General features: G+C 71.3%; 16 protein-coding genes. 2 read left to right on the top strand and 14 right to left on the bottom strand.

All coding sequences use genetic code 11. From position 1 onward, the window contains the following. Window positions 1-33: 33 nt before the first annotated feature. From GA0111570_RS02625 to GA0111570_RS02560, 14 genes are all read right to left on the bottom strand, one after another. The gene (locus GA0111570_RS02625) at window positions 34-801 is read right to left on the bottom strand and encodes a cytochrome c biogenesis CcdA family protein (RefSeq protein WP_425438601.1); all 768 of its coding nucleotides are present in this window, start codon (window positions 799-801) and stop codon (window positions 34-36) included. A 17-nt stretch (window positions 802-818) separates the two neighbouring features. Next, window positions 819-1,427, bottom strand: a complete 609-nt coding sequence (locus tag GA0111570_RS02620) for a TlpA family protein disulfide reductase (RefSeq protein ID WP_245702997.1) — start codon at window positions 1,425-1,427, stop codon at window positions 819-821. Beyond that, window positions 1,420-2,070, bottom strand: coding sequence for a histidine phosphatase family protein (locus GA0111570_RS02615; RefSeq protein ID WP_092606105.1), 651 nt, complete (start codon window positions 2,068-2,070; stop codon window positions 1,420-1,422). The genes GA0111570_RS02620 and GA0111570_RS02615 overlap by 8 nt, the downstream gene beginning before the upstream one ends. Before the next feature lie 25 nt (window positions 2,071-2,095). Then, window positions 2,096-3,424 carry a glutamate-1-semialdehyde 2,1-aminomutase gene (hemL, locus tag GA0111570_RS02610; protein WP_092606103.1) on the bottom strand — a complete coding sequence of 443 codons (1,329 nt, stop codon included), beginning with the start codon at window positions 3,422-3,424 and terminating at the stop codon, window positions 2,096-2,098. Between the two features lie 111 nt (window positions 3,425-3,535). Next, window positions 3,536-4,516 carry a porphobilinogen synthase gene (gene hemB, locus GA0111570_RS02605; protein ID WP_092606101.1) on the bottom strand — a complete coding sequence of 327 codons (981 nt, stop codon included), beginning with the start codon at window positions 4,514-4,516 and terminating at the stop codon, window positions 3,536-3,538. A 22-nt stretch (window positions 4,517-4,538) separates the two neighbouring features. Further along, complete coding sequence (locus tag GA0111570_RS02600) at window positions 4,539-6,269, bottom strand: bifunctional uroporphyrinogen-III C-methyltransferase/uroporphyrinogen-III synthase (protein ID WP_425438605.1); 1,731 nt, start codon at window positions 6,267-6,269, stop codon at window positions 4,539-4,541. 73 nt (window positions 6,270-6,342) lie between these two features. Next, window positions 6,343-7,386, bottom strand: a complete 1,044-nt coding sequence (hemC, locus tag GA0111570_RS02595) for a hydroxymethylbilane synthase (protein ID WP_092606099.1) — start codon at window positions 7,384-7,386, stop codon at window positions 6,343-6,345. Further along, entirely contained in the window at window positions 7,383-8,744 is a 1,362-nt protein-coding gene (locus GA0111570_RS02590; protein ID WP_175557293.1) for a glutamyl-tRNA reductase, read from the bottom strand. The genes hemC and GA0111570_RS02590 overlap by 4 nt, the downstream gene beginning before the upstream one ends. Continuing rightward, entirely contained in the window at window positions 8,741-9,508 is a 768-nt protein-coding gene (locus GA0111570_RS17550; protein ID WP_175557292.1) for a redox-sensing transcriptional repressor Rex, read from the bottom strand. Before GA0111570_RS17550 ends, GA0111570_RS02590 begins: the two co-directional genes overlap by 4 nt. 112 nt (window positions 9,509-9,620) lie before the next feature. Next, on the bottom strand, window positions 9,621-9,854 hold the full coding sequence (locus GA0111570_RS17545) for a glutaredoxin family protein (RefSeq protein WP_092607071.1): 234 nt from the start codon (window positions 9,852-9,854) through the stop codon (window positions 9,621-9,623). Window positions 9,855-10,039: 185 nt separating this feature from the next. Then, on the bottom strand, window positions 10,040-10,141 hold the full coding sequence (locus GA0111570_RS02575; protein ID WP_002550589.1) for a 30S ribosomal protein bS22: 102 nt from the start codon (window positions 10,139-10,141) through the stop codon (window positions 10,040-10,042). A 158-nt stretch (window positions 10,142-10,299) separates the two neighbouring features. Further along, the gene (locus GA0111570_RS17830) at window positions 10,300-10,536 is read right to left on the bottom strand and encodes a helix-turn-helix domain-containing protein (RefSeq protein WP_281245193.1); all 237 of its coding nucleotides are present in this window, start codon (window positions 10,534-10,536) and stop codon (window positions 10,300-10,302) included. Window positions 10,537-10,588: 52 nt separating this feature from the next. Next, complete coding sequence (proC, locus tag GA0111570_RS02565; RefSeq protein ID WP_092606094.1) at window positions 10,589-11,440, bottom strand: pyrroline-5-carboxylate reductase; 852 nt, start codon at window positions 11,438-11,440, stop codon at window positions 10,589-10,591. Window positions 11,441-11,508: 68 nt separating this feature from the next. Further along, on the bottom strand, window positions 11,509-12,540 hold the full coding sequence (locus tag GA0111570_RS02560; protein WP_425438600.1) for an aspartate-semialdehyde dehydrogenase: 1,032 nt from the start codon (window positions 12,538-12,540) through the stop codon (window positions 11,509-11,511). Window positions 12,541-12,750: 210 nt separating this feature from the next. Between GA0111570_RS02560 and benA the strand changes: the two genes are divergently transcribed. Beyond that, window positions 12,751-14,136, top strand: a complete 1,386-nt coding sequence (gene benA, locus GA0111570_RS02555; RefSeq protein ID WP_092606092.1) for a benzoate 1,2-dioxygenase large subunit — start codon at window positions 12,751-12,753, stop codon at window positions 14,134-14,136. A gap of 17 nt (window positions 14,137-14,153) precedes the next feature. After that, the gene (benB, locus tag GA0111570_RS02550; RefSeq protein ID WP_092606090.1) at window positions 14,154-14,678 is read left to right on the top strand and encodes a benzoate 1,2-dioxygenase small subunit; all 525 of its coding nucleotides are present in this window, start codon (window positions 14,154-14,156) and stop codon (window positions 14,676-14,678) included. Window positions 14,679-14,680: the final 2 nt, after the last annotated feature.

The following is a 14,680-nucleotide window of genomic DNA, read 5'->3' as shown; positions in this document are numbered from 1 at the left end:
TGGTCTCGACGGTGGTCGTCACCCCGGCCCGGCTCACAGGAACGTCCCGAAGCCAGCGGCCCAGACCCGGATCACGGCCATCAGCCGTTCCCACAGCCCGGAGACCAGCAGGACGCCGACCGCTGCCATGGTGAACCCGCCGATCCGCATCACGACCCTCTGGTGCCGGCGGACGAACCTGACCAGCCGCTGCATCCGCGAGAACGCGACGGCGGCGAGCACGAACGGGATGCCCAGGCCGAGGCAGTAGACGAAGGCGAGCACGCCGCCGCGCACCGCGCTGCCCTCGTTCATCGCCAGGGTCAGCACCATCGACAGGGTCGGGCCGATGCAGGGCGTCCAGCCGAGCCCGAAGACGAAGCCCAGTACGGGGGCGGCCGCCAGTCCGGCCTTCGGCAGGCGCTTGATCCGGGTGTCGCGGTCCCCGAGCGGGACCACCCCCGCGAACATCAGCCCCATCAGGATGGTCAGGACGCCGATCACCCGGGTGATGATGACCTGGTGGGTGAGCAGGCCGCGGCCCAGGGTCCCGGCCGCGACACCGGCCGCGACGAAGACGACGGCGAACCCGAGCACGAACAGCAGGCTGCCGAGCAGCATCCGGCCGCGGTGGCTCCGGCTGTCCTCCAGCACGTCGGAGGCGCCCAGGCCTGTGGCGTACGACAGGTAGCCCGGCAGCAGCGGCACCACGCAGGGGGAGAAGAAGGAGACCAGGCCGGCCAGCAGGGCGATCGGCACCGCCAGCAGCATCGCGCCGCCGACGGCCTCCGTCGCCCAGCCGGCGATGTCGAGGGGAAGCATCGTGGTGACCGTCCCCGTCACTTGCCCGCGATGACGTCGTCGATCACGCCGACCAGCGTCGTCTCGGTGGTCGCGCCGATGATCCGGGCGGCGACCCGGCCCTGCGCGTCGATCACCAGGGTCGAGGGGATGCCGGAGGGCGGCAGCTGGTCGGAGAACTCCAGCAGCAGCTTGCCGGCCGGGTCGTAGATGCTGGGGTACTTCACCCCGAAGCCGCGCTCGAACGCCTCCGCCGGATGTGGGTCGAGGTCACGGGTGTTGAGTCCGATGAAGTCGGCGCGGTCGGTCGTACGGGCCGCGGCCGCCACCAGCCCGGGGGCCTCCGCCCGGCACGGTGCGCACCAGGAGCCCCACACGTTCAGGACCAGGACCTTGCCCGCCGAGGCCTTGGTGGACAACGTGGCGCCCTGGCCGCCGAGCACCGGTCCGGAGACCACCGGCGCCGCGGGGCGCTTGTCGGGCGAAAGGATCGTCACCCCGCCGTCACCGCTGACGAAGCCGCTCTGGGTGTTCACGCTGTCGGAGCCGCCACCGCAGGCGGCGAGGCCGGCGGCCAGCCCGAGGGACAGGACGGCTGCGGCAATGCCCCGGACGGTACGGCGGACGGGTGTGGTCTGGTCAGGCACCGGCGACGAACCCCTTTCGCTTCTTGGTCGGCAACAGGTCGCGGCACGGCTCGTCGTAGCCGACGAAGCTGACCACCCCGTCTGTCACGGCCAGGGTGGTGACCGAGGCGAGCGTGCACTGGCGCTTCAGCGGGTTGTGCGCCGGCCGCAGGCCCTCGGCGCCGCGGCGGGCCATCCAGATCGGCAGCTGGTGCGAGACGATCACGGCCTCGTGTCCATCGGCCACCTCGGCGGCCTCGCGGACCACCTCCAGCATCCGGGCGACCTGCTCGGCGTACGGCTCGCCCCAGGAGGGCAGCATCGGGTTGAGCAGGTAGTGCCACAGGCGCGGGTCACGCAGGTCGGACCGCATCCCGTTGAACACCCGGCCCTGGAAGTGGTTCCAGGCCTCGATCAGGCGCTCGTCGGTGACGACCTGCAGGTCGGCGTGGCCGGCGGCGATCGGCGCCATCGTCTCCTGGGCCCGCTCCAGCGGGGAGCAGCGCAGGTGGGCGACGTCGCGGTCGGCGAAGTACTCCCCGAGCCGGTCGGCCATCTGCCGGCCGAGGTCGGAGAGGTGGAAGTCAGGCAGCCGTCCGTAGAGGACGGTGCCGGGGTTGTGCACCTGGCCGTGGCGGCAGAGGTGGACGAGGGCCTGGGTCATGTCGCTCCTGCTCGTGGGCCGGCCGTCAGGCCTTGGTCATCGCCAGCCGGGCCGCGGCGGCGGCCTTGGGCAGGGCGTCGAAGATCCGGTCCAGGGCGGCGTCGTCGTGTGCCGCCGAGAGGAACCAGGCCTCGTAGCAGGACGGGCCGAGGTACACCCCGTTGGCGAGCAGACCGTGGAAGAAGGCCGCGAAGACATCCTCGCGCTGGGTGGCGGCGGCCTTCCAGTCCGGCACCTCGGTGGTGCCCTCAGGGGTGAAGAAGCCCGAGAACAGGTTGCCGGTGTGCTGGATGACGTGCGGCACCTGGAAGGCGTCCAGCGCCTTGCCGATCTCGGCCCGGAGCAGCTCGGAGCTGCGGTCGATCTGGGCGTAGACCTCCTCGGTGGCCAGCCGGAGGGTGGTGCTGCCGGCGGCGGTCGCCACCGGGTTCCCGGACAGCGTGCCGGCCTGGTAGACCGGGCCGACCGGGGAGAGCTGCTGCATGATCTCGCTGCGCCCGCCGAAGGCGGCGGCCGGGAAGCCACCACCCATCACCTTGCCGAAGGTCATCAGGTCGCCGTGCTGGCCGTCCAGGCCCCACTGGCCGGAGCGGGAGACGCGGAAGCCGGTCATCACCTCGTCGGTGATCAGCAGCGCGCCGTGCTCGTGCGCGATCCGGGACAGGAAGGCGGTGAAGTTCTCCCCGTCCTCCTCGGCCGGCGGGACGACGCCCATGTTGCCGGCGGCGGCCTCGGCGATGATGCAGGCGATGTTGTTGCCGTGGCCGCGGAAGGCCTGCCGGACGCTCTCCCGGTCGTTGTAGGTGCAGACGATCGTGTCGGCGGTGGTGGCCTGGGTGACGCCCGGCGACGAGGGGTGTCCCATCGTCGCGGCGCCGGAGCCGGCGGCGACCAGCAGGGAGTCGACGTGGCCGTGGTAGCAGCCCTCGAACTTGATCACCTTGTCGCGGCCGGTGTAGCCGCGGGCCAGCCGCAGGGCGGACATGGTGGCCTCGGTGCCGGAGTTGACCAGCCGGACCTGCTCGACCGGGGTGCGGTCGATGATCATCTCGGCCAGGTCGATCTCGGCCTCCGTCGGCGCCCCGAACGAGGTGCCGTGCTGCGCGGCGCGGGCGACGGCGTCGAGCACCTCGGGATGGGCATGGCCCAGCAACATCGGGCCCCAGGAGCCGACCAGGTCGACGTACTCGTTGCCGTCGACGTCGGTGACGTACGCACCGCGGGCGGAGCGGATGAACCGGGGGGTGCCGCCGACCGCGCGGAAGGCGCGCACCGGGGAGCTGACGCCCCCGGGGATCACCCGCTTCGCTCGCTGGTAGAGGGCCTCGGACTGCTCCGTGGGCAACGACGACATCGATCCTCCTGCAGGCGTGGACGGCAAGCCCCAGCGTACGTTCCCGCGCGCGGCGGGCAAGCCGGCGGCCGCACGGTGGGCCGCCGGGCGGGACGGGTCCTCACCTCCCGCTCAGCGGGCCGAGCGCTCCCAGCGGGCGAAGTCCATCGCCCAGTAGGTCAGGATGATGTCGGCGCCGCCGCGGCGGATCGAGGTCAGCAGCTCGCGGACCATCCGCTCCCGGTCGATCCAGCCGCGCTCGGCGGCGGCCTCGACCATGGCGTACTCGCCGGAGACGTTGTAGGCGGCGACCGGCACGTTCACCGCGTCACGGACCTGGCGCAGGATGTCCAGGTAGGACAGCGCAGGCTTGACCATCACGATGTCGGCACCCTCGGCCAGGTCCAGCTCGACCTCGACCAGGGCCTCGCGGGCGTTGGCGGGATCCTGCTGGTAGGTCTTGCGGTCCCCGGTGAGGGAGGAGTCGACGGCCTCGCGGAACGGGCCGTAGAAGGCCGAGGCGTACTTGGCGGCGTACGCCATGATCACGGTGTCCTGGTGCCCCGACGCGTCGAGGGCGTCGCGGATCGCGCCGACCTGGCCGTCCATCATCCCCGAGGGGGCGACGACGTGGGCGCCGCGGTCGGCGTGCATGACGGCCATCCGGGCGTACAACTCGTTGGTCGCGTCGTTGTCGACCCGGCCGTCACCGGCCAGCACGCCGCAGTGGCCGTGGTCGGTGAACTCGTCCAGGCAGACGTCGGTCATCACCAGCAGGTCGTCGCCGACGGCGTCCTTCACCGCGGCGGTGGCCACGTTGAGGATGCCGTCCTCGGCCAGGGCGCCCGAGCCGGTCGCATCCTTGGACTGCGGCACCCCGAACAGCATGATCCCGGCCAGGCCGAGCCCGGCGCACTCCTCGGCGACCCGGCGGATGTTGTCCAGGTCGTGCTGGGACTGCCCGGGCAGGGACGAGATCGGGCGCGAGCCGGTGATGCCCTCGGCGACGAACGCGGGATAGACCAGCTGCCGGGGCTCGACCGACGTCTCCGCGACCATCGCCCGCATGGCGGGAGTGGTACGGAGGCGGCGAGGACGGTACGGAACGGACATGCTTGCCCTCCAGGGGTTGGGTTCAGGTGGTGCGCTTGCGGCCGCGCGCGCCACGGCGGGTCTCGGACGGCTTGAGCACCACCTGGCCCTTGGTCAGGTAGGCGTCCCGCCGGTCGGCGGCGAAGCCGGCCAGGGCGTCGGCCAGCTCGACCGCTGACGGGTTGGCCGCCACGACGTCGACGCGCAGCCCGTGCTCCTCGCACGTCTTGGCCGTCTGCGGGCCGATCGCGGCCACGACGGTGCAGGAGTGCGGCTTGCCGGCGATGCCGACCAGGTTGCGCACAGTGGAGGAGGAGGTGAAGACGACGGCGTCGAACTGGCCGGTCTTGATCGCCTCGCGGACCGGGGCCGGCGGCGGTGAGGCCCGTACGGTCCGGTATGCCGTGACGTCCTCGACCTCCCAGCCGAGCGCGGTCAGGCCGGCCTTGAGGGTCTCGGTCGCGATGTCGGCGCGGGGCAGGAAGACGCGGTTGATCGGGTCCAGGGAGGGGTCGTACGCCGGGAACTCGGCCGCCAGGCCGCGCGCGGAGCGCTCCCCGACCGGGATCAGCTCCGGCTCGATACCCCAGGCGCGCAGGGCGTTCGCGGTGGTCGCACCGACCGCGGCGACCTTCAGGCCGGAGAAGGCCCGGGCGTCCAGCCCGTACTCCTCGAAGCGCTCCCGGACGGCCTTCAGGGCATTGACGGAGGTGAAGCAGACCCACTCGTAGCGGCCCTCGACCAGGCCACGGATCGCCTTGTCCATCTGCTGGGGGCTGCGCGGCGGCTCGACCGAGATGGTCGGCACCTCCTCGGAGTGCGCCCCGTAGGTGCGCAGCCGGGTCGCCAGCGGGCCGGCCTGGTCCTTGGTGCGCGGCACCAGCACCCGCCAGCCGAACAGCGGCTTGGACTCGTACCAGGTCAGGTCGTCGCGCTGCTCGACCGCCGGGCCGATCATCACGTGCACCAGGGCGTGGTCGGGCAGGCCGGCGGCATGGACCGACTCGGCCAGCTGGACCAGCGTGGTGAGCACGGTGACCTGGGCGGTGGAGCCGCCGCCGAGCACGGCCAGCGCCGCCTCGGACGACGGGCGGCCCGAGGACATCGCGGCCTCGGCGATGTCCGCGACGAGGTCGACCCGGGTGTTGACGACCAGGGTGCCGGACGGGGCCCACTGGGCCGACTGGGCCTTGGTGAAGCTGCCGTCGGTGGCCGCGACGAAGTGGATGCCGGCGGCATTGTTCAGGGCGATGCCGGCGTACTCGGGGACGGCCGTCAGGGAGGAGACGCCGGGGACGATCTCGAAGTCGATGCCACCCTTGACGCAGATCGCCGCCTCGTCCGCGACGTTGCCGTCCATGAACGGGTCGCCCTTGACCAGGCGCACCACGCGCTGGCCGCGGTTGGCGAGGCGCAGCACCTCCTTGGCCCGGTTGGACGGGGTGAGCGGCTTGCCGTCCTCCCGCGACCCGAGGCAGTCCGGCACCACGCCGGCCTTCAGGGTGACGGCGGGGTGCTCCAGGATGGTGGCCAGGTCCGCACTGTCCAGGATCACCGCATCGGCGTCGGCCAGGCTCTGCACCGCCATCAGGGTGAGCAGCTCGGGATCGCCGGGGCCGGTCCCGACGAAGATGACCCGCCCGCGACCGGGCGCCCCCTCGCCGGGGTCCTCGGCAGCACGCGTCGGCGCCGCGGTGGGCGCGCCACTGTCCCCCGCATGCCGGGTACCGGCGAGGGCACGCAGCTGGTCGTGCGGGTCGTTGGGGGCCGGAATCGTCGTCACAGCGTTCTCTCGTTCTCATCCTGCGTCGGGTGGCACCACGCCGATCCGTACGCCCGGATAGGGCTCAGGTCTCGGGCCGTTCGGCCGGGTGTCGGAGCAGCATGTCGCGGGCCGACCTGTCCCCCAGCTGCGCGGCACGGGCCACGGCAGCTTCCGGGGACTCGCCGTCCGACGTCGGAGCGCTCCCCTCCACCGAGGTGAGCGGGGTCGCCGCATCTCTCGAAGAAGTACTAGCTATCATTTGCCCAGCAACCGCCCTCAGAGTCAAGTTGAGCTGCTCGTCAGCGGTCACGTGGACCCCCACGGGCGCCAGGCAACCGGCCTCCATCGTGTTCAGGAAGCGGCGCTCGGCGGTCACCTCGAGCCGGGTCGGCAGGTGGTCGATGGCGGCCATCAGGGCCAGCAGCCGCGGGTCGGCCTGCTCGGACACCTCGACGGCCAGCGCGGCCTGGCCGGCGGCCGGCAGCACCCGGTCGACCCCGATCGGCTCGGCGGGCAGGCCCTCCACGGTGGTCCGGCCGTCGTTCTCCGCCAGCATCCCGAGTCGGCGCAGTCCGGCCGCGGCCAGCACGACGGCGTCCAGTTCCCCGGTGCGGACCATGTCCACCCGGGTGCCCACGTTGCCGCGGATCGGGACCAGCTCGACCTGCAGCCCGCGGGCGGCCAGCAGGTTGGCCAGCTGGACCACGCGGCGGGGTGAGCCGGTGCCGATCCGCATGCCCGAGGCGAGCGCGTCGAGCGGCAGTCCGACCAGCACGTCGCGGGGATCCTCGCGGGCCGGGATGGCGGCGATCACCAGCCCGGGGGCCGGATCGACCGGCAGGTCCTTCAGCGAGTGCACGGCGACGTCGGCGTCCCGGGTGCGCAGCTGGTCACGGACGGCGGTGGCGAAGATGCCGGTGCCGCCGATCTCGGTCAGGTGGCGTCGATCGGTGTCCCCGGTGGTGACCACTCCGACCATCTCGGTGGTCGCGCCGAGCTCCTGCAGCCGGGCGGCGATCCACTCGGCCTGGGTCCGCGCCAGGGCGGACCGGCGGGCGCCGACCCGTACGTGCAGGCCGGTCCCGATGCCGGCGGTGGGGTCGGTGGTCTCCCGGGGGGTGCTCATGCGAGCTCCGGACCCAGCACCGAGGCGACGGTGTCGGCCGCGGTGACGACCTGCGGGGCGGCGGGGTTGGGCACGCCGACCGGGGGCGTGCCGTCGGCGGTCGTGGTGGTGACCGCCCGCAGGTGGTCCGGGTCCAGGGCGAAGAGGTCGCGCAGCGCGGCGGCGTAGTCGACCTCCTGCTCGCTGCGCGCGTACTGCTGCACCCGTACGGTCGGCTGGTGCAGGAGCTTGTCGACCACGCGGTGCACCGCCTTCTCGACCTCGAAACGGTCCGCCTCGCTCAAGCCGGGGGTCAGCCCCTCCAGGCGCTGGAGCTCGGCGTCGACGACGTCACGGGCCATCGAGCGCAGCGCGACGACCGTCGGCTTGACCTGCGCGGCGCGGCGCCGGGCCAGGTAGTCCTTGGTCTCCTCGCCGACCAGGCGCTGCGCGTCGCGCAGCTGGGAGGCGGTCGAGTGGTCGGTGTCGCGCTCCATCAGCAGCGCGATGTTGATCAGCGGGGCGTACCGGGCGGCTTCCTTGTCGACGTCCGCCGGCATGGCCAGGTCGATCACGGCACTCAGGGCGGCGTCCCGGACGTGCTCGGAGGTGATCACGGTCCCGCGGGCACCGGTGCAGGTGACCAGGATGTCGGCCTCGGCCAGCGCGTCCTCGAGCTCGCTCATCGGGCGGGGGCGGCCGCCGACCGCGCGGGCCAGGTGCTCGGCCTTGTCGTACGTCCGGTTGACCAGGGTCAGGTCGACGCCCTCGCCGGCCAGGGTGTGCGCGGACAGCGCAGCCATCGACCCGGCACCGACGATCACGACCCGCTGGCCGGCCAGCTGGATGCCCTGCTGGTAGAGCTCGTCCAGCGCGGCCGTCATCAGCGACTGGCCCGCGGCGCCGACCTCGGTGTCGGACTGCACGCGCTTGCCGACCCGCAGGCCCTGCTGGAAGAGGGTGTTGAGGTGGGGGCCGACCGCGCCGTTGTCCTGGGCACGGGTCAGGGCGGACTTCACCTGGCCGAGGATCTGGTTCTCCCCCACCACCATGGAGTCCAGGCCGGAGGTGACGTTGAACAGGTGGCTGACGGCCGCCTCGTCGTAGAAGACGGCGCAGTGCTGCTGCAGCGTGGCCGGGGCGAGCCCGGTGGCGTCGGCGATCCGGCCGGTGATGTCCTCCAGGCTGTGGTGGAAGCGGGAGACATTGGCGTAGATCTCCGTGCGGTTGCACGTCGACAGCACCACGGCCTCGTCGATGTGCTCGCTCTCGGCGAGGGTCTCCTCGAGCCGGGCGGACGTCACCGCATCCATCGAGGCCCGGCTCAGGAGCTCGACCGGGGCGGTCTTATGGGAGACGCTGAGGACCAGGATGCTCACACGGATACCTTCTTGTCGTTCGACGGGTCCGACGCCGCCGACGTGGGAACCGCGTCAGGCTCGGCGGCCGCTGGTTCGGGCCGCGCGGCGGGCGCGCCGGGGTGCTGCTGGTAGTAGGCCAGGATCTGGAGCTCGCGGCCGAGGTCGACGTCGCGCAGGCGCACGCCCTCGGGGGCATGCACCCCGTCGGCGGCGAAGTTGAGGATGCTGTCGACGCCCGCGGCGGCGAGCCGGTCCACCGTCTGCTGGGCGACCCTGACGGGAACGCAGAGCAGGGCCAGCGTGGCTCCGGTCTCGGCGACGACCTGTTCGATCTCGTCGATGGAGCGTACGACCATGGTGGTCGGGCCGATCGCCGCCGCGACGCGCATCCGGCGGCCGACCAGGCCGGGGGCGATGTCGATCAGGGCCGCGATCCGGAAGCCGCGCTCGGCGTAGCCGGTGAATGCCGCCATGGCCGAGCCGAGCTGGCCCATGCCGATGATCATGAACGGGCGGGACGCGGGGCCGATCAGGTGGCCGGAGACCATGTCGATCAACCGGCCGACGTCGTAGCCGACGCCACGGGTGCCGACCGAGCCGAGGTAGGAGAGGTCCTTGCGGAGCTGGGCGGGATTCACCCCGGCCGCCTCGGCCAACTGCTGGGAGGAGATGGTGGTCTGTCCGCGCACGTCGCGCAGTACCTGCCAGTACCGGGGCAGGCGGGAAATCGTCGCCTCGGGTATGCCGCCGGAACCCACCGGCTGGGCCGCACCTTCGGACACGCCCCTCCTGCCGTTGAACCGTTGATCCTGACCCCCAACTCTAGGAGCTGGTACAGGGCTTTCCAATTTGGCGGACCACCGGCCGGGACCTGCTCTCAGCAAGGGAAGCCGGTCACCGGGGTCGACGGAGGGCGGCGTCGAGCGCCGCGGGATCGACCCGCCAGGTCGCGAACTCGACGCCGTCGACGAACACCACCGGGACCAGGTCCGAGTAGCGGGCCACCAGCACCGGATCGGCGTCGATGTCGGCGACGTCGTACGACTCGCCCCGTTCGGCGCAGACCCGGTCCACGACCGGGAGCGCCTCCTCGCAGAGGTGGCAGCCGACCCGGCTGAGCACGCGCACGCGTGCAGAAGCGTCGCCGGAGCCCACGCCAGAGGTGTCGTCGGGTCCCGGCCGGGACCCACTGCTGCGCCGGACGACCGGAGCCGCCCAGCGTGGGATCCACGACGGATCACGACGAAGAGGCGACCGGCCCCGGGAGGTCCCGGGGGCGATCACGTCATCGGACCCGTGACCGGGCCCGAGCGTCACTTGCCAGCGCGGCGACGCTGGATGCGCGTCTTCTTGAGCAGCTTGCGGTGCTTCTTCTTCGCCATGCGCTTGCGACGCTTCTTGATGACAGAACCCACGGATGGACCTCTCGATTGCCGGGCACAACGACACCCGAACGCTTGTGGACAAGCCGTCACCCCGATGGCGACGGCCGACGACCCCGGGGGTCGCAACCACGACATCCTATCCCGGCGGCCGCGCCAGCGCGAAACCGTCGGTCGGAAGGCCGCGACGATCAGTCGCCGGAGCCCGGGTCCGGCCGATCGGCCGGGCCGTCGGCGGCGGCTGCGACGTACTGGGCGCGGGCCAGGTAGGAGTCGATGGCGTGCTGCGGGATCCGGAAGGTCCGTCCGAAGCGGACGGCCTCCAGCTCACCGGAGTGGATCAGGCGGTAGACCGACATCCGGGACACCCGCATCAGTGCCGCCACCTCGGCGACGGTCACGAACCGGGTCTGCGTGACACCCTCCACCACACCTCCTCTGCCACCCCACGTACGTCTTCCGACCGAGTCTACCGGCGGCTCAGGCGCCCAGGGCGGCACTCCGCTCGGCGGAGGCGCGGACCCCGGCGGCCAGCGCGGAGCGCAGGCCGCGCTGCTCGAGGGCGGCCAGGCCGGCCGCGGTGGTACCTCCCGGGGAGGTCACGGCCTCGCGCAGCAACGTCGGGTGGGACCCGGGCTGCTGGGCCAGGCCGGCAGTGCCGCGGACCGTCTGCACCGCCAGGGCGTTCGCCACGTCCCGGGTCAGTCCGAGCTCGACCCCCGCCTCGACCAGGGCCTCGACGGCCAGCAGGACGTACGCGGGTCCGGAGCCGGACAGCCCGGTGACGGCATCCATGTGCTTCTCGGCCACCTGCACCACCAGACCGGTCCCGGCCAGCAGGGCGACGACCAGGTCCAGGTCCTCGGGCCCCGCGGCGGAGCCGGGGCAGATGGCCGTGGCGCCCTCGCCGATCCGGGCCGGCGTGTTCGGCATTCCCCGGACCACCCGGATCGCGTCGGGGACCATCGACTCCAGGCTCGCGGTGGACAGGCCGGCGCAGACGGAGACCAGCAGGGCACCGTCACGCCAGGAGCCGTCCAGCGCGGCCAGCGCGGCGGGGGCATCCTGCGGCTTGACGGCGAGCACCACGACGTCGGCGCCGGCCACGGCCGCGGCCGGGTCCTCGACCGCACGGGTGCCGCGGCCGACGGCCGCCCGGTTGTCGGCGAGCAGTGCCTCGCGGCGGGCCGCCACGCGCTCGGCGACGACCACGTCACCGAACAGGTCGTCCTCCAGTGCGGCGATCGCACCGAAGATCGTGCCGCCCATCACCCCGCCGCCGATGACGGCGACCGTGAGCGGGGAGCGGCGGATGGGTGCCTGGTTGTCCATGGGAACAACGTACGCCGACGGCCTCCCCCTCGGGGTGGCACGTCGGCGTACGGGACGGGCGGGGTCGATCAGAGGTGGGCGGCCACCAGCTCGGCGATCTGCACCGCATTGAGTGCGGCGCCCTTGCGCAGGTTGTCGTTCGAGATGAAGAAGGCCAGGCCCTTGCCCGCGGGGGCGGACTGGTCGACCCGGATCCGGCCGACGTACGACGGATCCTTGCCGGCCGCGTCGATCGGGGTCGGGACGTCCATCAGCTCCACGCCGGCAGCACCGCGCAGCGCCTCTGTCGCCTGCTCGGGGGTGATGTCCCGCTCGAACTCGGCGTTGATCACCAGCGAGTGGCCGCTGAAGACGGGCACCCGTACGCAGGTGCCGGCGACCAGCAGCTCGGGCAGGTGCAGGATCTTGCGCGACTCGTTGCGGAGCTTCTGCTCCTCGTCGGTCTCACCGCTGCCGTCATCGACCAGGTTGCCCGCGATCGGCAGCGCGTTGAACGCGATCTGCTTGACGTACGGCCCGAACTGGTCGGGGGTGATGCCGGAGGTGGAGCCGTCCAGGGCCAGGGCGCGAGGGTCGGCGATCGCCGCGGTCTGCTCGGCGAGGGTCCTGACACCGGCGACGCCGGAACCGGACGTCGCCTGGTAGGTGGCGACGATCAGGCGGGTCAGGCCGGCCAGGTCGTGCAGCGGCTTCATGATCGGCATCGCGGCCATGGTGGTGCAGTTCGGGTTCGCGATGATGCCCTTGGGCGGGTTCAGCGCGTCCTCCGGATTGACCTCGGAGACCACCAGCGGGACCTCGGGATCCATCCGCCAGGCCGACGAGTTGTCGATCACGACGGCACCGGCAGCGGCGACCTTCGGCGCCATCTCCAGCGAGGTCGTCTTGCCTGCGGAGAAGATGGCGATGTCCAGGCCGGAGAAGTCGGCCGTCGCGGTGTCCTCCACCGTCACCTCGCCACCACGCCAGGGCAGCTTCGAACCGGCCGAACGGGCCGAGGCGAAGAAACGGATCTCGTCGAGGGGGAACGCGCGCTCGTCCAGCAGCGTACGCATGACGCCGCCGACCTGGCCCGTGGCCCCGAATACTCCAACTCGCATGGGCACCAGCCTACGACACCGCCCCAGCCCAGCCCGCGACGGACCGATCAGGTCCGACCCCCCGGAAACCACCCCCACCCCGGGGAACCCCCGGGGTGCCTAGGTCATGGCTGGGCATTTGTCGGGTGCGCATAGTTGTGACCTTTGCCACAGTTGGGGACAACGCCCCGAGACCCGGGGCGGGTGCCGACGAAGTCACCTGGAGGAAACATGGCACATCCCAGCATCGACGCCCTGAGCATCGACCTCGACCAGCTCATGGTCGAGAAGCCCGAAGAGGGCAAGTGGCAGCTGGACCGGTCGGTCTTCACCGACGAGCAGCTGTTCGAGCTCGAGATGAAGTACATCTTCGAGGGCAACTGGGTCTACCTGGCGCACGAGTCGCAGGTACCGAACGTCGGGGACTACTTCACCACGTACATCGGCCGCCAGCCCGTGGTCATCACGCGCGGCAAGGACGGCGAGCTCAACTGCATGATCAACGCCTGCGCGCACCGCGGCGCCATGCTCTGCCGCCGCAAGACCGACAACCGCACCACGCTCACCTGTCCGTTCCACGGCTGGACGTTCCGCAACGACGGCCGCCTGCTCAAGGTGAAGGACCCGGAGGACGCCGGCTATCCGGAGCAGTTCAACAAGAACGGCTCGCACGACCTCACCCACGTCGCGAAGTTCGACTCCTACCGCGGCTTCCTGTTCGGCTCGCTGAACCCCGACGTGCAGGAGCTCGAGGACTACCTCGGCGACGCCACCAAGGTGATCGACTGCCTGGTCGACCAGTCCCCCGAGGGCCTGGAGGTGCTGCGCGGCGCGTCCACCTACACGTACGACGGCAACTGGAAGGTCCAGGCCGAGAACGGCGCCGACGGCTACCACGTCACCGCCACGCACTGGAACTACGCCGCCACGACCGGCCGTCGTTCCACCGGTGAGTCCAAGAACACCACCCAGACCGTGGACGCCGGCAAGTGGGGCAAGCAGGGCGGCGGCTACTGGTCGTTCGACAACGGCCACCTGTGCCTGTGGACGACCGCTGCCAACTACGAGTCCCGCCCGCTGTTCCCCAAGCTCGAGGAGCTGAAGGAGAAGTTCGGCGAGGCCAAGGGCAACTTCATGGTCAAGGGCTCGCGCAACCTGCTGCTCTACCCGAACGTCTTCGTGATGGACCAGTTCTCCACCCAGATCCGCCACTTCCGGCCGATCAGCGTGGACCAGACCGAGGTGACCATCTACTGCATCGCCCCCAAGGGTGAGTCGGCGGAGTCCCGCTCCCAGCGCATCCGCCAGTACGAGGACTTCTTCAACGCCTCCGGCATGGCCACCCCGGACGACCTGGAGGAGTTCCGCTCCTGCCAGAAGACCTTCCTCGGCACCGCTGCCCGCTGGAACGACATGTCCCGCGGCCAGGCCCACCAGATCGCCGGGCCGAACGACGTCGCGAAGGGCCTCGGCATGACCAAGGTGCTCTCCTCCGGTGTCAAGAACGAGGACGAGGGCCTCTACCCGGTGCACCACGAGTACTGGCTGTCCGTGATGAAGAAGGCCCAGGAATCCGAGAAGGCTGCCGAGGCGCAGCTGCTGTCCGAGCTGGCGTGAAAGGGAGTACCAGGACAATGACGACCGTACAGAACCCCACCGCAGCCGACGTCTACGTCGACCAGCAGGCAGTCGAGCAGTTCCTCTACCGCGAGTCGCGCTACCTCGACGACCGTGACTTCACCCGCTGGCTCGAGTGCTACTCCGAGGACTCCGAGTTCTGGATGCCCTCCTGGGCCGACGACGACGCCCTCAGCCGTGACCCGCAGACCGAGATCTCGCTGATGTACTACCCGAACAAGGGTGGCCTGGAGGACCGTGTCTTCCGCATCCGCACCGAGCGCTCGTCGGCGACCTCGCTGCCCGAGCCGCGTACGTCGCACAACATCACCAACGTCGAGGTGATCGACCGCCGCGGTGCGCTGGTGGACGTGCGCTTCAACTGGCACACCATGTACTTCCGCTACAACACCGTGGACCCGTACTACGGGACGTCCTTCTACACGATCGACTTCTCCGGTGAGTCGCCCCTCATCCGCCGCAAGGTCGTCATCCTGAAGAACGACTACATCCACCACGTGGTCGACATTTACCACGTCTGAGA

The sequence above is a fragment of the Raineyella antarctica genome (genome assembly GCF_900092135.1).
In the GTDB taxonomy this organism is placed as follows: domain Bacteria; phylum Actinomycetota; class Actinomycetes; order Propionibacteriales; family Propionibacteriaceae; genus Raineyella; species Raineyella antarctica.
Note: the sequence above shows the minus strand (reverse complement) of the source record. Positions and strands in the feature narration are given on the sequence as shown.